At 69.1% G+C, this 16,935-nt stretch carries 17 protein-coding genes; 5 read left to right on the top strand and 12 right to left on the bottom strand.

Going from position 1 to position 16,935, the window contains the following annotated elements:
- The 7 genes from NFR93_RS00835 to NFR93_RS00805 all read right to left on the bottom strand — a co-directional run bounded on the left by NFR93_RS00835 (position 1) and on the right by NFR93_RS00805 (position 6,456).
- Positions 1-1,566 (bottom strand): hypothetical protein, encoded by a 1,566-nt coding sequence (locus NFR93_RS00835; protein WP_251449439.1) that lies wholly within the window; start codon positions 1,564-1,566, stop codon positions 1-3.
- A 50-nt stretch (positions 1,567-1,616) separates the two neighbouring features.
- Positions 1,617-2,150 (bottom strand): PilW family protein, encoded by a 534-nt coding sequence (locus NFR93_RS00830; protein WP_251449437.1) that lies wholly within the window; start codon positions 2,148-2,150, stop codon positions 1,617-1,619.
- 440 nt (positions 2,151-2,590) lie between these two features.
- A complete protein-coding gene (locus NFR93_RS00825; RefSeq protein ID WP_251449436.1) occupies positions 2,591-2,995 on the bottom strand; it encodes a prepilin-type N-terminal cleavage/methylation domain-containing protein in 405 nt (134 codons plus the stop codon).
- Positions 2,996-3,301: 306 nt separating this feature from the next.
- The gene (locus NFR93_RS00820; RefSeq protein WP_251449435.1) at positions 3,302-3,601 is read right to left on the bottom strand and encodes a DUF1905 domain-containing protein; all 300 of its coding nucleotides are present in this window, start codon (positions 3,599-3,601) and stop codon (positions 3,302-3,304) included.
- Positions 3,598-4,005, bottom strand: coding sequence for an SRPBCC family protein (locus NFR93_RS00815; RefSeq protein WP_251449434.1), 408 nt, complete (start codon positions 4,003-4,005; stop codon positions 3,598-3,600). The genes NFR93_RS00820 and NFR93_RS00815 overlap by 4 nt, the downstream gene beginning before the upstream one ends.
- A gap of 70 nt (positions 4,006-4,075) precedes the next feature.
- Positions 4,076-5,743, bottom strand: a complete 1,668-nt coding sequence (locus NFR93_RS00810; RefSeq protein WP_251449433.1) for a PxKF domain-containing protein — start codon at positions 5,741-5,743, stop codon at positions 4,076-4,078.
- 176 nt (positions 5,744-5,919) lie between these two features.
- Positions 5,920-6,456 (bottom strand): hypothetical protein, encoded by a 537-nt coding sequence (locus tag NFR93_RS00805; RefSeq protein ID WP_251449432.1) that lies wholly within the window; start codon positions 6,454-6,456, stop codon positions 5,920-5,922.
- A gap of 131 nt (positions 6,457-6,587) precedes the next feature.
- Here NFR93_RS00805 and NFR93_RS00800 point away from each other — a divergent pair, with 131 nt between their 5' ends.
- Both NFR93_RS00800 and NFR93_RS00795 read left to right on the top strand, forming a co-directional pair.
- Entirely contained in the window at positions 6,588-7,205 is a 618-nt protein-coding gene (locus NFR93_RS00800; RefSeq protein ID WP_251449430.1) for a GNAT family N-acetyltransferase, read from the top strand.
- 120 nt (positions 7,206-7,325) lie between these two features.
- On the top strand, positions 7,326-8,888 hold the full coding sequence (locus NFR93_RS00795; protein ID WP_251449428.1) for an HNH endonuclease: 1,563 nt from the start codon (positions 7,326-7,328) through the stop codon (positions 8,886-8,888).
- A 365-nt stretch (positions 8,889-9,253) separates the two neighbouring features.
- Here NFR93_RS00795 and NFR93_RS00790 read toward each other — a convergent pair whose 3' ends face one another.
- Both NFR93_RS00790 and NFR93_RS00785 read right to left on the bottom strand, forming a co-directional pair.
- A complete protein-coding gene (locus tag NFR93_RS00790; RefSeq protein WP_251449426.1) occupies positions 9,254-10,246 on the bottom strand; it encodes an aldo/keto reductase in 993 nt (330 codons plus the stop codon).
- A 57-nt stretch (positions 10,247-10,303) separates the two neighbouring features.
- Positions 10,304-10,924, bottom strand: coding sequence for an LOG family protein (locus NFR93_RS00785; RefSeq protein WP_251449424.1), 621 nt, complete (start codon positions 10,922-10,924; stop codon positions 10,304-10,306).
- 110 nt (positions 10,925-11,034) lie between these two features.
- Between NFR93_RS00785 and NFR93_RS00780 the strand changes: the two genes are divergently transcribed.
- On the top strand, positions 11,035-11,640 hold the full coding sequence (locus NFR93_RS00780; protein WP_251449422.1) for a TetR/AcrR family transcriptional regulator: 606 nt from the start codon (positions 11,035-11,037) through the stop codon (positions 11,638-11,640).
- A complete protein-coding gene (locus NFR93_RS00775; RefSeq protein WP_251449420.1) occupies positions 11,637-12,728 on the top strand; it encodes a glycosyltransferase in 1,092 nt (363 codons plus the stop codon). Before NFR93_RS00780 ends, NFR93_RS00775 begins: the two co-directional genes overlap by 4 nt.
- A 23-nt stretch (positions 12,729-12,751) precedes the next feature.
- Here the strand turns inward: NFR93_RS00775 and NFR93_RS00770 are convergent, their stop codons facing one another.
- From NFR93_RS00770 to NFR93_RS00760, 3 genes are all read right to left on the bottom strand, one after another.
- Positions 12,752-14,110 carry an MBL fold metallo-hydrolase RNA specificity domain-containing protein gene (locus tag NFR93_RS00770; protein WP_251449418.1) on the bottom strand — a complete coding sequence of 453 codons (1,359 nt, stop codon included), beginning with the start codon at positions 14,108-14,110 and terminating at the stop codon, positions 12,752-12,754.
- A 62-nt stretch (positions 14,111-14,172) separates the two neighbouring features.
- Positions 14,173-15,078: a L,D-transpeptidase gene (locus NFR93_RS00765; RefSeq protein ID WP_251449416.1), complete on the bottom strand. Its 906-nt coding sequence runs from the start codon at positions 15,076-15,078 to the stop codon at positions 14,173-14,175.
- Positions 15,079-15,261: 183 nt separating this feature from the next.
- Positions 15,262-15,831, bottom strand: a complete 570-nt coding sequence (locus NFR93_RS00760) for a mismatch-specific DNA-glycosylase (protein WP_251449414.1) — start codon at positions 15,829-15,831, stop codon at positions 15,262-15,264.
- 54 nt (positions 15,832-15,885) lie between these two features.
- On the opposite strand from NFR93_RS00760, the gene NFR93_RS00755 reads away from it, so the two are divergent.
- Complete coding sequence (locus NFR93_RS00755; protein ID WP_251451409.1) at positions 15,886-16,920, top strand: winged helix DNA-binding domain-containing protein; 1,035 nt, start codon at positions 15,886-15,888, stop codon at positions 16,918-16,920.
- Positions 16,921-16,935 lie beyond the last annotated feature (15 nt).

The following is a 16,935-nucleotide window of genomic DNA, read 5'->3' as shown; positions in this document are numbered from 1 at the left end:
TTATCGCTCAGTCTGGTAAACGAGCTCGCCGAGTTCCTGAATGATCGTTGTCGAGTCGATGATTCCACCGGAGCCCTTTATCGCGCACCCGAGGCTGGGAAGCGCCCCGGGCCACGACATTGGTCGGCATGTGTAATTCGAGCCTGCATGGAAGTTAGTAGTGTCGTCGGTGTAAAGCTGGCCCTCAAAGCTCGCGGTAACTGTGCCCTGGAGGCCGCACGGGGAGTAGATCATCACCCGTATGTCAGTGTCAATCGGGCCCGTGGTATCGAATCCGTCCTGGCCACCGATTCCGCACGTCGGCTTAGGATCTCCAGCGACGTCGCGATCATCTCGGTTGGCGTCTTCGTGGACAAGCAGCAACTGGCGCGCGGCGTCAGCACTCAGCCCGCTGCCAAGTTCGAACGTCATGGAACTGTTGCGCGGGACCAGAACAACGGCATCCCGCCTTATCGTCGCGCCGACGTCGAGCTTCACGCTCACGTTCTTATTGCACGCAGTGAAGTCGATTATCACGGGCGCAGTGCCAGCGCCAAGAACGCCACGTACATACGTTGACGCGGAAGCCTGGTTCTGAAGCACAGTGTTGCAGCTTGAGGAAACGACCGACTGCATCTCGACCCCTGCACCATTCCAACCGGACGTGCGATCCAGGTCTATCCACTTCGACGCGTCCTCAAGCCAAGCCAGAGTGGGGACGAACGGAGGCTCGGTGCTACTTCCGAGAGAAACCGCGCCTGTAGTCCAGGCGCCCGTGTCGACCGAGTCAGTGGGGTTCATCGACGTGACAGTTCCACCCACAGTACCGATACCACCGCCCGCCGCAGACAGCGCTACCTGCCCCCGCGAATGAATGCTTCCCGCCACACTAGGGTCACCGTTGGAGGTGAAACTCACCGTACCGTCGGTGACGATGTTTCCCGGACTTCCGCTCGCGAGACGCTCTCTTACATGCCAGTCCTGTGAATTGCTACCCACGTTACCCCTGGCAAATATGTCACCGTTGATGACGCAATTATTGCTCAGCGTTACTGACCCGTTGAGCACGTAGAGGTCCCCGGTCAGGGTCCCTCCCTCGGTGCACGTCCAGTTGCCATTTCGGAGCACCAAGTCTCCCGTGTAGTGGGATACACCCTGGGAGACCGAGCCCGAAAAGTAGGTCACGACGCCACCGGGAACGTCCGAATATCGGGACGACCAGCGGTAGACGCTATCGATGGTGGATGTACCGCCGCGCACTCCCGTTCCGATAGATCGGATGACGACGTAGTCAGTGTCGGCCGTAGGGCAAGCGTTCGATGTCAGCGCATCGAAACTGGTCGGTTCTGGTCCATCTACCGTTCTGATCTCGTAGCTGTACACAGGGATGGTTCCACTACCGGACATGTCAGCAGCCGTGCACCCGTCGACGATCGCAGCTACGGCCACGTCCCGACCAGACTCGGCCGCGACGAACGCGTCCAGATCGTCGCCGTTCCCAAGGTTGGCGTCGATCGTGTGCACGACTGCGGCTGCTATGGCGCTCGCAAGAACAAAACCCACGAACATAACCACAACAACGGTCACGAGCACTGCCCCTCGCTCGTTGCGCCCAATGACTTGCCGTAAACGCGCATTCACAGCCAGCACCCCCCGTTGTCTGCGGCCGGGCTCGACCGCGGCGAGATCTCGCCTGCGAACCGCACCGGCGCCGATTCGGTACCGATCTGGAATCGATAGCTTATGCGGCCCGGCAGCGAGTCGTTGAAAATCTCCGCCCCCCCATCGGCAGTGATTCCGTTTTGCCACTCTGGCCACGTTGTCGAATCGCCGAGCGCCGATCCCGACGTAATGAATCGCGCCGACCCCCCGGGTGAAAGCTGAAACGCCTGACACCGGAGATTGCCCCCAAGGGATGTGCTGACGCGTAGTACGGTTCCGGCATCGGCGACCTCGATGAACAAGGCATTTCTCACAGCTCTCTCAATCGCAGCGCCAACCACCTGGCCACGATTTGTCGCATGCGAAACCGACATGACCTCCTCTTGTGTTTGCCAGGATCGAGCAAAGACTGTCGCGACTCCCGCTAGAACAATCCCAGAAACAACGATCGCCACGATGAGTTCGATGACGCCTACTCCCGCATCCCTCACATCGCGTGCAAGCCTCATGGAATGTAGATTCTGGCCGTCGTGCTTGCGAGAGTCTCGCCCGCGCTGCTGATCGAGATGCTTATCGTCGCGGCTACGCCCGGGGCGCACCCCGCAGCGAGGCTGCCAGAACTGGTGAGGGTATTTCCTTCACCATCCGTCGTGGAGCGTCCAAGGACGGACGACAGAAAGGCACAGTTCGGAGACTCGCGAGCCTCTTCAACCAGAGAATTCAAGAAGCGTGTCGCGGTCGCTGTTGAGGACTGTTGCGAGGAGTACATGACTCCCTGCCAGAGCGCGGGCAGGATTGCGATGGCGATGACCCCTAAGAGCAGCATCGCCACGACGACTTCGATCAATCCGAAGCCACCCGTAGCCGCATCATCCTGCGATCGCATAACATCTAGCCGACCTTGTGGTGGGCAGGCAATACGGGGGCCCGCCCACCACTAGATCATCTACTAGCAACCAGGCCCGGCGTAGGCGTTTGCGGAACCATCAACGACGGCCCACACGCAGATGGTTTCGATCGTCGTCGGCGGCGTGACGGTCGCTGCGGTGTCGCCGGAGGCGTCGACAAACTCCAACTGATCCACGTTGCCCGTGTCGAGGTTCGAGATGTCGAGCGGGTCACCCTGTGCGATCTGCGAAGCGGCCTGCGTTGCGGCGGTGGCAGCCACACTCCCCGCGGCGTTATCACGAGCCTGCCCCTGGATGTTCAGGAACACCGGGATCGCGATAGCGACCAGGATGCCGAGGATGACGACGACGACGATGAGCTCGATGAGCGAGAAGCCAGCTTCGCGGCCCTCTTCCTCACGACGGGCCTTCTCGGCCGCGATGTAGTTCTTGATGAATGCACGCATGAGCGCAGTACTCCCCTGTTAGTTGAACATGACAAGCCCTGAGTTTCTCGATTCGTTCGGACTGGATCCCCAGTGATCCGCGAACTGTCCTATGAGACGATCAACTCAGTTGTGGGGACGGCCTGCACGGGTGTGATGCCACTGATTCCCCCTGCCGACGATCCTGGCGTTATCCGTCCCACCGCGTCAACGAAATCCGCTGTTGCTTCGGTAAAGAATCCCTCAGGAAAACCCCCACCCGGATGCTAGCGGGATCGTGTTACTCGTGTGAACAGAGTGAGAGTTGTATATCGGATCACGATCTGGTCACGCGTCGAGGACGACCAGCTGGACGGTGACGGGGCCTTCGTCTGCAAGACCTTCAGCGTCGCGCACGGACCTCTTCAGCGGAAGCACGTACGTGCCGAGGCCCTTGTCGGGGAAGATCGACGTCGTCCACTCTGAACCGCCTACCCGAACGCGCACGCGGACCGATCCGAAACCGCGGGTCGGGCGCGGGATCTCACGGATCTCTTCGCTCAGCTCGGGCGGCAGCGCGGCGAAGTACCACGAGGAGTCCTCGCGGCCCGACCAGCGGAAGACCGTGGAATCGAACTCGAAGTTCACGCGTATCGCTCCACCAAGCGGGAGAGGCAGTCGGACCACCCCTGCTGGTGCGACGCGCACTCCTCGGGGGTGCGCAGCCCGGAGTGGACGACGCGCACGCGCGTGGAACCGGCATCCGCGGTATCGAGACTCACCTCGACCTCAGAGCTGAAGTCCTCGCCCTCCCACGCCCACTGCAGCCGCATCACATGCGGCGGGCTGAGCGACACGATCGTCCCGAGCACGGCCATGTCGGCCGGTACGGAACGCACCAGCCAGGTACCCGATGTCTCGGGCACGATGTGAGCGGCGGGCTGCAGGCGCGGGGGCCAGAACCACTCCTCGACCGCGGCGGCGTCGGTCCAGTCGTTCCACACGGTGTCGAGTGGGGCGGCGACACGCACTTCTTCGGTGAGCTCGTCCATGGGGTCAGCGTATGCGGGGTTGCGGGATCTCGGTACGGCGGATTCGCGCCCCCACGACAGCGCGCGGCGGCTACTTGCGGAACGAGACGTCGAAGGTGTGCGTCGAACCGTCGGAGAGGGTCATCTCGAAGTGGCCGGTGTGGTTCGCCCACGCCTTGCTCGTCTTCCACACGTAGGTATAGGTGTCGCTCGCGGCGTCGTAGGTCAGCCCGGAGTTGCCGGCCGCCGCGGCATCCACCCACTCCCCCGTCGGGTTCAGCACCGTGCCCTCGTCGCGGAATCGCGCGGTCACCAGCACCTCGAGCCCACGGTCGCCGCCGAGTGAGAACTTGACGGGAATCGCCTGCCCCGCCTTCGCGAGGTTGGGCTCGCCGTCGGCGACGGGTGCGAGGAAGCCCGAGAACGGGAACGCGTCGGGGATGGCGAGCACGAACGGCGAGAAACTCGACGTCGTGCCGCACACCACTCCGGGCGAGCGTGAGGTCGTGATCTGCTGCCACTCGAACAGCACGGGGTCGAAGTGGTAGATGTGCGGCGGAGTCGCGAACTGGGTCTCGTCGTAGGCGAAGCACACCGTGACCGCTCCGTCGAAGTCGACCGTCGAGTCGATGTGCAGGTACAGCGGCGGGTCCGAGGTCAGCTGGAACCCGGTGGGCAGCGGACCGGTCGAACTCGGGATCACCGTCGTCTCGCCCGCGCTCGCGCCGCTCGGGAACGTCAGCGACACCGTCGTGGCTCCGTCGACGGCGATCGACACGGGCTCGGTCGGGCTCGCGGGCGACGCCGCGGTCAGCACGGTCAACGGCTGACTCACCTGGAAGTCGTCGTACGTGCCGGCCGGCCAGTACCGCTCGGCGCGCACTCCGGCGAGCAGCTGGTAGATCCCGTCCGGCGTGCCGGTCGGTACGGTGAAGGTGGCGGCGAGACTCCCGTCGGGCGCGACCGTGCCCTCGCCGACCTTGATCGACCCGACCGCGAGTCCGCCGCCGAAGATCTGCACGAACGCGTAGCTGGTGTCTTTCGTGATCCACAGCTCGAGCTGTTCCCCCGGCGGCAGATCGGATGCCGTCACCGTCGCCGTCACGCCCGCGAACACCTCCGGAACCGGACCGCTGCCCGACACCGTGGCACGCTCACCCATCGCGGCCGAGATGTTGTCGAGGTCGCCGACGGTCAGGTCGGCGGGGACATGGCGGCCCGGAGTCGTGATCGACAGCAGCGGCGTCGCGGCCGGGGCTGCAGCGGGCGCAGGCGCGGGTGCGGTGTCGAGTTCGAAGATCGTGATCGTGTGCCCCGACCACGCCGGCAGCCCGTCGGGGAACCGACCGGTCGCTGACATCGACTGGCCCGGAAGCAGTTCGTACCAGAACTCCCCGGCGAGTCCGACGTCCACGGCCGCCTCGCTGAAGGCACCCCAGCCTTCCGGCATCCAGATCTCGTCGATCACGCCGGGGGTGACGAAGTCGGTGCCCAGCGCGAAGTAGCGCGTGCGGTCGGAGTCGTTCACGACGTCGGGCCGATACACCGGCATCTCGTCGAGCATCTCGGTGCCGCCGAACGGCGAGAAGCGCGACGTCGCCGTCTGCCACGACACCGTCGCGTCATCGACGACGACCGACGAGTGCGGCTGCCAGTCGGGTGGGGGCGGGCCGTCTGCGACGGCGGGCGCGAACACGCCCCCGACAAGGAGTGCCGCGAGGGCGACGGCGAACACGGGACGGAACGATCGGACGGCCATGACCGGAACCCCTTGCCGCGGCGGATGGCGCGACGCCGCAACGCTGCGACGGCCCCACACCGTCGATGGGATCACTGTCCTCCCGCGCGAGCGCGAGATCAAGAGGGGTGGATGCCGGGCGCGCGGGCTTGCGGCGGCGCGGGTGCCGGGTGATCAGACGGTGGGCAGCTTCGGGGTCAGAAGGTGGGCAGCTGCAGGTCCAGCACCTGGCCGGCGGCGAGGTAGAGGGCCCCGGCGAGCGAGGCCACCGCGAGCAGCAGCGCGATCGCGGGCGCGATCCACCCGGTGCGGCGGCTGATGCCGACGACCAGCGAGCCGATCGCGAGTGCCGATGAGAGCACGAGCAGCACGACGGCGAGGGCACTGGCGATGCCGGCGAGCATCACATCGCTCGCGCCGAGCCGCCATAGCGAGGCGCCGGCGGCGACCATGCCGAGGCCGGTGAAGACGAGTGATGCGGCGACGAGTCGATTGCGACGTGCGGGGACGACCACCGGCATCCGATCGCCATGGGCAGCAGTACCGGCGGCCCAGCCCGGGCGGTGAGCCGGAGTCTGCGGAGCGAAGCGCTCACGAGCGGGCGGGACGAACCCGGGCACCACGACGTTGTCGTGAGCGGACGGCGGGGTGCGCCGCGAGGCAGGACCGTCGGAGTTGTTGCGGGACGAGCGCAGCATGGGCTGCGCAGGCGCGTACGGCGAGAGCGTGTTCATGTCTTCTTCCCCAGCGAGAGTCATCAGGTTCTTCCCACAAGAACCGGTTCGGGGATCAAGCTACTCCGGGAGTCCCCGGCGTAACCGCAATGTCGCCTGAATTTTTCGCTGAGAATCCGTAAGTTGGGCGCATGCCGGGGAGGACGAGGGCGGGCGACATCGACGGGCTGCGGATCGTGCCCGCGAACGAAGCGTCGTGGGATGACCTGCAGGCGATCCTCACCGGCACGGCCGGACGCTGCCAGTGCCAGCGTCAGCGCCTAGGCGATCGCGACTGGTGGTACCTCCCCGTCGCCGAGCGCGGCGCGATCCTGCGGGCCGAGACCCACTGCGACGACCCCCGCGCGACCGAGACCATCGGGCTGGTCGGCTACCTCGACGACGAGCCCGTGGCGTGGTGCGCGGTCGACCGGCGCTCGGTCTACGGGCGCCTGCGCGGGTCACCCGTGCCATGGAAGGGCCGCACCGAGTCGCGCGACGACCCGGACGTGTGGGCGATCCCGTGCCTCGTGGTGCGGCGCGGGTACCGGGGGCGCGGGCTGACCTACCCGGTGGTCGCGGCGGCGGTGTCGCACGCGCGCTCGCGCGGGGCCCAGGCGATCGAGGGCTATCCGATGGTCACGGGCGGGCAGGAGATCACGTGGGACGAGATGAGCGTCGGCGCCGTCGGGCCCTTCCTGGCCGCCGGATTCCGCGAGGTCAGCGCGCCGACGAAGCGACGACGGGTCATGCGGTTGGAGTTTGCTTAGTTTCGTATCTTTGTTCGTACAGGTGCGGCATCCCGGTCAGTGCTGGACTGGTTCCGCGGCTGCCCGGGGCGGCATCCGCTCGAAGATGCAATGTCGGAGGCCCTCTCTAGTATCGAAGACATGATCGATAGCCCGACATCGCATGAGGTGGATCCGCTCGCGCCGATCCGCGATGCGCTGTCGGTTCTACAGGCGGCGTGGACGGGTCAGGATGCCGCGGGCACAGCCCCCGCCACCGTCGAAAGCCTCGGTCGGTCTCGACTCGTCGCCGCGAACGACGCGCTCGGAGTGCTCGCCCGCGCGGTGAACGGCCTGCAAGCCGCGACCGCCGCCGAGATCGCCCGCGAGTCGCGCCCCGAACTCGGGCCCGACGCCCTGGCCAAGCAGCAGGGTTTCCGCAACCCGGTGACGCTGATCGCCGCCACCACCGGAACGACGATGGGCGAGGCGAGCCGTCTCGTGAAGGTCGGGCAGGCGACGGCTCCGCGCACGTCGCTGACCGGCGAGCCCATGCCCGCCAAGCACCCCTACGTGGCTGAGGGCCTCAAGTCCGCGTCGATCGGAACCCAGGCGGCCTCGCTCATCATCACGATGCTCGACCGCGCCGCGCTCCGTGCGGATCTCGCCGCGCTGCAGAAGGCCGAGCGGATGCTGGTGGAACAGGCCTCCGGACTCTCGCTCGACCTGCTCAAGAAGATCATCGCCCGCGCCGAGGCCTACCTCGACCCCGACGGCATCGCCCCGCGGGAGCGCGATGCCCGCGGCGAGGGCAGTCTGCGGATGTTCGAGCGCGACGGGTTCTTCCACATGGAGGTCAAATGCGACGCGGCCTCGGGCGCGCCGCTGAAGCTGGCGATCCAGGCGATCGTCTCAGCGGACTACCGAAACGCGTTCGGCCGCGCCGCCGGTGACGGGGACTCGGTCGGCAGCGACGGGGGCGGTTTCGGCGACGCGGGTCGGGGCTTGGGTGACGGCGGGGGCTTCGGTGACGGCGGCCGGGGCTTCGGTGACGCCGGGGCGCACGGGCACGATGGCGGTCACGGGCACGGCCACGGCGGCGGGGACTCCCCCGGGCCGCTCGGCACCGAACCGGATCTGCGCTCGCACGCTCAGCGTCAGCTCGATGCTCTCCTGCGGCTGGTGACGCACGCGGTCGGCTGCGACAACAACGATCTACCGCTCGGCGGCGCCACCGTCGTCGTGCGGATGACGCTCGACGACCTGCAGACGGGCAACGGCCACGCGCTCGTCGACGGTGTCGACACCCCGATCAGCGTCGCCGCGGCACGCAAACTGGCCGCGAGCGGTGGTGTGATCCCCGCGGTGTTCGACTCCGAGGGCGAACTGCTCGACTGGGGGCGGAAGAAGCGGTTCTTCACCCAGGCTCAGCGGCTCGCACTCGTCGAAAGAGACGGCGGATGCGCCGGATGCGGCGCTCCACCGGGAATGACGAGAGCCCATCACCTCGATTGGTGGGCTCGGGACAACGGAAAGACCGACCTCTCGAGGGGCGTGCTGCTCTGCGAGTCGTGTCACCACCGCGTTCACGACAACGGGTGGGAGATCCGGATCGACGGCGGGACCATCGCAGCGAAAGTGTGGTTCATTCCGCCTCCGCATGTCGATCCGCACCGCACACCGCGCCTGGGCGGCCGAGCCCGCTATGACTACAACGCCGCGTGAGCGTGCCGCCGCGCTTCGTCTCGTCGCTGCGCTCCTCGCTCAGCGACCGGGAACGCACGGACGCTGAGCTAGCGCAGCGAGACGAAGCGGGCCACGCACGGCAGCCACGCTTGGTCTCGTCGCTCCGCCCCTCGCTCAGCGACCGGAACCGCACGGACGCTGAGCGAGCGCAGCGAGACGAAGCGCGCCACGCGCGGCAGCCACGCTTCGTCTCGTCGCTCCGCTCCTCACTCAGCGACCGGGGCCCCGCCCGCCAGAACCCGGACGCTGAGCGAGCGCAGCGAGACGAAGCGCGCCGCGCTCGGCAGCCACGCTTCGTCTCGTCGCTGCGCTCCTCGCTCAGCGACCGGACACGGCGCCGCGCCTCACCACTGCGGGTGGATGACCTCGCGCAAGCGCCGGTCGTACACGTCGCGGACGACGGCGTCGAAAGCCTCGACGTCGAAGCCGCCGTCGATGAGGGCTGCGGCATCCGCGTTCGACGTCGCCTGGTCGACGTTGCGCGCGCCAGGGATGACGCTCGTCACACCCGGCCGCGTCGCGATCCACGCGAGCGTCGCCTGCGGCAGCGACACGTTCGGCGGCAGCGCCTCGGTCAGCTCGCGAACCGCGGCGAGCCCCTCGTCGAAGTCGACGCCCGAGAACGTCTCGCCCTTGTCGAAGGCCTCGCCCTGCCGGTTGTAGGTGCGGTGGTCGTTGTCGGCGAAGGTGGTCGACGGCGAGTACTTGCCCGACAGCAGCCCCGACGCCAGCGGAACCCGCGCGAAGATCGCGACCTTCGCCGCCTCCGCCGCCGGCAGCACCTCGTCCATGGGCTTCAGCCGGAATGGATTGAAGATGATCTGCACGTTCGTCACGTTCGGACGCCTGATCGCGGCGAGCGCCTGCGCCGTCGTCTCGACCGACACCCCGTACGCGTTGATCGCACCGTCGGCGACGAGGGCGTCGAGTGCCTCGTAGGTGGCGTCGTCCTCGATCACCGCGGTCGGCGGACAGTGCAGCTGCACCAGATCCAGCGTGTCGACGCCGAGGTTCTCGCGCGAACGGGCCGTCCACGCGCGGAAGTTCTCGGGCGTGTAGTTCCCGGGCTCCTGCGCCATGCGCCGGCCCATCTTCGTCGCCACGGTCACGCCGTAGGCATCGTGCGACGACATGAAACGCCCGATGAGCGTCTCGCTCCGACCGTCGCCGTACACGTCGGCGGTGTCGAAGAGCGTCACCCCCGAAGCGACGGATGCCGCAAGCACGGCCTCGGCCTCGGTCTCACTGACCTGGCCCCAATCGGCGCCGAGCTGCCAGGTGCCCAATCCGATCGCCGAGACGTTGCGGCCGGTACGGCCGAGCGGGCGCTGCTGCATGGGGATCCTCCTCGATGTCCGACACCCAGCATCCCACGCCCGCGAAGCGCCGGGGCCTCAGGGACGGATGCCGGGAAGCTCAGAACTCGACATCTCGGCCCCCGGCGACTGGTACACCCGTGTCGGCGGCTCGTACGCCTGCAGCCGATCGAGCACGTCGTCGATGTCGTCGCCGATCACGAGCATGTCGGTGTAGCGCCGGTGGGTGAACCCCCTGTCGCGCATGTTCTGCACGAGTGCGATGAAGGGGTCGTAGTAGCCGTCGACGTTCAGCACACCGCACGGCTTCTCGTGGATGCCCAGCTGCGCCCACGTCCACTGCTCGGTGAGCTCTTCGAGCGTTCCCGGCCCGCCGGGGAGGGCGAGGAACGCGTCGGCCCGCTCCGACATGATCGTCTTCCGCTCGTGCATCGTGTCGACCACGATCAGCTCCGTCAGATGCTCGTGCATCGCCTCGCGCGACTGCAGCGCCCGCGGGATCACGCCCGTCACGGTCCCGCCGGCGGTGAGCGCTCCGTTTGCGGACGTCCCCATGAGTCCGACGTGTCCGCCGCCGTACACGAGGTGCATGCCGCGTTCGCCGATCACCGACCCCACGTGCGCGGCGGTCTGCACGTAGACCGGGTCGAAGCCGGGGGCAGACCCGCAGAAGACAGTCACGGTGAAGGGGGTGCTCATGGGTTGGCACGCTAGCACCGCGCTGTTTCCCGTCGGTTTCGCCGACCGGTATCCCATTTCGTGTGAGTGGGTATTGACACGAAAATGTACGCGGGTCTAGCGTGCGTGGCATGAGCCAGACCCGCACCTATCGGCAGTCGGCCAGGGCCGAGGCCACGGCCTCGACGAAGACCGCCATCGTCGAGGCGACCATCGCCGCGGCGCGCGAGCTGCTCACGCTCGAGATCACGCTCGACCAGATCGCCGAACGTGCCGGAGTCTCGGTGCAGACCGTCCTCCGTCACTTCGGCTCCAAGGACGCCCTGTTCGCCCACGCCCTGGGCGCGGCGAGCGCGCAGATCGCCGACGACCGTCGCGTCGAGCCCGGCGACATCGACGCCGCCATCCGCGCCGTCGTCGACCACTACGAGGTCTGGGGCGAACTCGTGGTGCGCCTCGTCGCGGCCGAGACCAGCGACGACCGCATCCGCCGCTTCACCTCGGTGGGCAAGGGAGTCCACCGCCGCTGGGTCGAAGAGTCCTTTGCCCCGCAGTTGACGCACGTCCGCGACCGCGACGCGCTCGTCGACGTCCTGTCCGTCGCGACCGACCTGCAGGTGTGGAGCCTGCTGCGCCGAGACCGCGGACTGGCACCCGGAATCGTCCGCCAGCGGATGCGACTCCTCATCGACGGAGCCCTCTCCGCCGCCGCTTCACCCGAAAGAACACGGACATGACCACTGTCCTCTTCGCCACCCTCGACGCGGGCGGCAACCTGCCCCCGGCCCTGGCCATCGCGCGGGCCGTCGTCGACGCCGGCGGCTCGGCCCGCTTCCTCGCCGCACCCGCGCAGCAGGCCCGGATCGCCGCCGCCGGATTCCCCGTCGAGCCCTACGTCTCCGCACGCCGATTCGTGGCGACCGAGCCCGGCAACCTCGTCGCCGTCTCGCTGCGACAGGCGCGCGCGTTCGCGGACCGCGGCGCCGGGCGCGACATCGTCGCGTCGTACCGGCGCTCCCCCACCGACGTCGTCGTCGTCGACTGCCTGCTCGTCGGCGGCGCCGCCGAGGCGCTGGCGGCGGGGCTTCCCGTCGTCAGCCTCGTCCACACCCTCTTCAGCTTCTTCGACCGCGCCGTCGACGGTCCCCTCGGGCGGGTGATCCGGATGCTGGGCGTCGACGCCCCCGCCATCCTCCACGCTCCGGGCACGAAACTCGTCACCGCGATCCCCGAGTTCGAGTCGCCCGTCGATGCCGCGGGACTGCACCACGTCGGCCCCACCGAGGCGATCGGCGCCGTCGCGGCCGCTCCCACCCGCCCGCGCGTGCTGGTCAGTCTCAGCACCGCCGCCGTCCCCGGGCAGGACCGGATGCTGCAGCGCATCCTCGATGCCCTCGACGGACTGTCCGCGCTCGTGACGACGGGCCCCGCGATCGACCCGCGCCGCCTGCGCGTCCCCGCGGGCGTCGACCTGCGCGCGTACGCCGACCACACCGCGGAACTGCCCACGGTGTCGCTCGTCGTCTCGCACGGCGGACACGGCACCACCGCCCGCGCGCTGGCCCACGGCATCCCCGTCCTCGTGCTGCCCGCCAACCCGCTGACGGATCAGCCGGTGATCGGCGCGGCCGTCGCCCGGCTCGGCGTCGGCGAGGCCCTGTCGGCGCGTGCCAACCCCGCCGTCATCCGCGCCGCGATCGACAGGTTGCTGGCCGACGGGCCGGTTCGCGATGCGGCGAGCGCGCTCGGCCGGCGACTGCGGGACCAGCATCCGGGCGAGGCGGCCGTGCGCGTGCTGGAGGAGGCCGCGCATCGCGTCAGATGAGCACCCGTCGGATGAGCACCGCGTCACATGAGCACGGACTCCCCGAGCCGCGGCACCCGCACCTTCCAGCCGAGCCGCCACTCGATCTGCTGACGCAGGGCGTCGGCGGCCTCGGGCTCGCCGTGGGTCAGGAACGTCTGACCGGGCGGCTCGGGGGCGGTGCGCAGCCAGTCCATGATCTGCCGCCGGTCGGCGTGCGCCGACAGCGACCCGATCTGGTGCACCTCGGCCTCGATCTCGACGTCGCGTCCGAAGATCCGCAGGCTCCGCTGCCCGCGCTGCAGCGCCGCCCCGCGCGTGCCGCCCGCCTGGAAGCCGGTGAGGATGATCGCGTTCCGCGGGTCGGACCCGTAGGCGTTCACGTGGTGCAGCACACGTCCGCCTTCCAGCATCCCGCTCGCGGAGATGATGACGCACGGTCCGCCGCGCAGGTTCAGCAGCTTGGAGTCGTCGACCGTCCGCACGAGCGTCGGCAGCTGGTACATGTGCGCGAACTCGTCGTTCGAGATGCGGTGCTCGTCGCGGTGCCGCTGGTAGATCTCGGTGGCGTTGATCGCCATCGGGCTGTTGAGGAACACCGGCACCTCGGGGATGCGCCCGGCCTGACGCAGCCGCGCCAGCTGCAGCAGCAGCGACTCGGCCCGCCCGACCGCGAACGCCGGGATGATCACCACCCCGCCGCGCCCGCACACCCGCCCGATGACGTCGGCGAGCACATCCGCCGGGTCCTCTTCGGCGTGATCGCGATCGCCGTACGTCGACTCGGTCACCAGCACGTCGGTCATCTCGAGCGGCCGCGGCGGATTCATGAGCGGATCGTCGGCGCGTCCGAGGTCGCCGGTGAAGTGCGCCGTGCGTCCCTCGGTCTCGATCCGCACCTGCGCCGCGCCCAGGATGTGCCCGGCCGGCACGAACCGCACGCGCACGCCGCCGAGGTCGATGTCGTCGTCGAAGGAGTGCGAGACGAACCGGTCGACGGCGGCATCGGCATCCGCTCGCGTGTACAGCGGCGCGGGCCGCTCGTGCTTGGACGTGCGGTGGCGCGCCCGGAACCGCGCCTCCTCCTCCATGAGGTACCCGCTGTCGGGAAGGATGAGTCCGCTCAGCTCGGTCGTGCCGGTCGTGGCGTGGATCCTGCCGCGGAAGCCGTTCTTCACCAGTGCCGGCAGGTAGCCGGTGTGGTCGAGGTGCGCGTGGGTCACCACGACCGCGTCGATGCTCGCCGGCGGCACCGGGAACGGCTGCCGGTTGCGCTCGCGCAGCGCCTTGAAGCCCTGGAACAGGCCGCAGTCCACCAGGATGCGCGTGCCGCCGCCTTCGACGAGCGTGCGGGATCCGGTCACGGTGTCCACGGCTCCGTGGAACGTCAGTCGAGCGGTCATGTGGGCCCCTGGCGCTCACGGTACTCCCGGGGGGACGGGCCCGACAGGACCTTCGTCACGCGCTACGGGCGGATGTGAACCGGCGTTCCGAGCGGCAGGGCGGCGAGCGCCGAGATCGCCGCAGGGTCGAGCCGGATGCAGCCGTTCGAGATCGCCCCCGACCTCTCGTCGTGGTAGTGGAACGCCGTCACGGCGACATCCGCTCCCCCGAACCCGTCGAGCGTCGGCGACTGCACCGCCAGGTACACCAAGGGATGACCGCGCGTATACGCGAACTCGGGCACGACCCGCGTGGTCATGATGAAGGTGCGACCGGTCGGTGTGGGCGTCGCATCGGTTCCCCACGCGAAATCGGTCGCCACGCGCTCAGGCTCGCCGTCGCGGACGATGTCGATCGTGCGGTCCGAGATGTCGACCTCGACCGCCACCTCGGATGCCGCCACCTGCACGTCCGCGGCCCGCAGCCATCCGGTGATCTGACCCGGGTCTCCGCCCGACGGCACCGCCTGCCGACCGACGAGCAGCACCTTCAGCCAGTGCTCGTGCCGTTCGACCACCGGCACCGTCGTTCCGTCGAACCGCAGCTCGCTCGGCAGGTAGGCCACCGGCTCACCTCGCGGGTCGGCGAACACCGGGGCACCCGCGCCTCGCGGCGTCGCCAGGGCTCCCGTGAGCGCGGCGGCCGGCTCGTCGTCGACCGGCAGCGCCGGGATCACGGCGAACACGCTCACCTCGGGGAGCGTCCCCACGTCGTACGAGGCGGTGTTGGCAGGGAGGGCGGCGGGGCTCGGGGTGGGCGTCGGCGTGGGAGTCTGCGTCGGCGTCGGGGTCGGGGTCTGCGTGACCGCGACCTCGGGCTCGGGCGGGACGCCGGGGCGCAGCATCCACAGTGCGGCCAGCGCGATCACCACGACGAGCGCGCCGGCGACGATCCATCCGGCGCGCGACCGTCGGCGACTCGCGTGCACGAGTCCATTCGACCCGTGCCGAGCGGATGCCGCAACCCCGGATTCCTTCGTGGTTCCCCGCGTTGCTCTTCGTCCAGATCACGTCATATCGCCGAGCGCACAGGTTGCGTGCGCGCCTGACGTGTGTGCTCGGCGAGAACACGTGATCTGGACGCCGGAGGTGGTGTCCCGGAACCCGCGCGATCAGGGCAGGATGCCGGCGGCCCGGGCCGGGGCGGCGTACGCCTCGGCGAGCGTGGCCACGGTGTCGTGCGCGTTCAGACCGCTCGGGTTCGGAACGACCCACAGTTCGGCGCCTGCCAGCATCCCGTCTTGACGACCGGCGAGGGCCTTCGGCCGTCGGAAGCCCTGCCGGTACGCCGTGAGCCCGACCACCGCGACCACGCGCGGCTTCCACTGGGCGACCGCGCGGGTGAGGTCGGCGGCACCCTCGCGCAGCTCGTCGCGCGTGAGCTCGTCCGCGCGGGCCGTCGCCCGTCGCACCAGGTTCGAGATGCCGATGCCGGCGTCGAGGAACATCCGCCGATCGGCCTCGGCCATGCCGTCGTCGTCGATGCGCGGCAGGCGCGAGATGATCCCCGCGGCCGCGAGCGCGGGATAGAAGCGGTTGCCCGGGTAGGCGAAGTGCGCGCCGGTCGCCGCCGTCCACAGTCCCGGGTTGATGCCGACGAAGACCAGCCGAGGATGCTCGGGCATCAGATCCGGCACGCTGCGGCCGCGGAAGGCCTGCAGCTCGGCGCGTGTGAATCCCATGGTGCCCGCCAGCCTACGACCGGTGTCGGGGTGTGCCGCTAGCGTGGGCGGGTGATGGACATCACGGCGACGCACGCACGGCGGATGCGGTGGCGGGCGCAGCTGCTGGGCGGATCCGCCCTCGCGCCCGCCGACGTGGCGCGGCACATGGTGGCGCTGCAGGGCCAGGACCTGCCCGCCGTGCTGCGGGCTGTCGCGCTCCGCGCCGACGTGGGCACCACCGTGGCCGACGTCGTCGCCGGCTTCGACGCCGGCGAGCTGGTGCGCAGCTGGCCGATGCGCGGCACCCTCTTCGTCACGACACCCGACGGCCTCGCCGTGCTGCTGTCGTTCACGGGCGACCGCATCCGCCAGGCCACCGTGCGTCGGCGGGCGCAGCTCGACCTCCACGACCGGACCATCGGGCGGGCGCGCGACCTCGCCCTCGAGGCGCTGGAGGGCGGTGGCCTGCGCCGGGGCGAGATACTCGCCGTGTGGGAGTCCGCCGGGATCAGCACCGAGGCGGGACGCGGCTACCACCTGCTCATGCACCTGTGCGTCGAGGGGCTCATGCACTGGGGTCCGTTCGCTCCGGGCGGCGGCGAGCAGCTGCTGACCCGCTCGGATGCCGCAGCCACGGCCGACCCCGACGCGGCGCTCGCGGGCATCGTCCGCCGGTACGTCGCCGCACGGCAGCCCGTGACGCTGACCGACCTGGCGTGGTGGACCAAGCTGCCGAAGACCGCGCTGCGGCGCGTCGCGGCATCCGTCGAGGATCTGGTCGAGGTGACGGTCGACGGTCAGCCGGCCTGGGTGATCGGCGAGCCCGGGGTGGGCGATCACACGGGGGTCACCCTCGTGCCGGGCTTCGACGAGTGGATCCTCGGTTACGGCGACCGATCGCTCGTGGCCTCGCCGTCGATGCTGGCGGCGCTCGTGCCGGGCTCGAACGGCGTGTTCCGCCCCGCCGTGCTCGTGGACGGCGTCGTCGTGGGGACGTGGCGGCCCGCTCGCGGCCGGACCGAGGCCGTGATCGACCTCGTCGAGAAAGTGCCGGCGGCGACGCGTCGCGACATCACGCGCGCCGTCGCGGACTGGCCGCACGGATAGCCGCCTGGCCGCACG

The sequence above is a fragment of the Microbacterium sp. Marseille-Q6648 genome, from assembly GCF_943181415.1.
Lineage (GTDB): Bacteria > Actinomycetota > Actinomycetes > Actinomycetales > Microbacteriaceae > Microbacterium.
The sequence above is the reverse complement of the archived record's forward strand: the minus strand, read 5'-3'. Positions and strand labels throughout refer to the sequence as shown.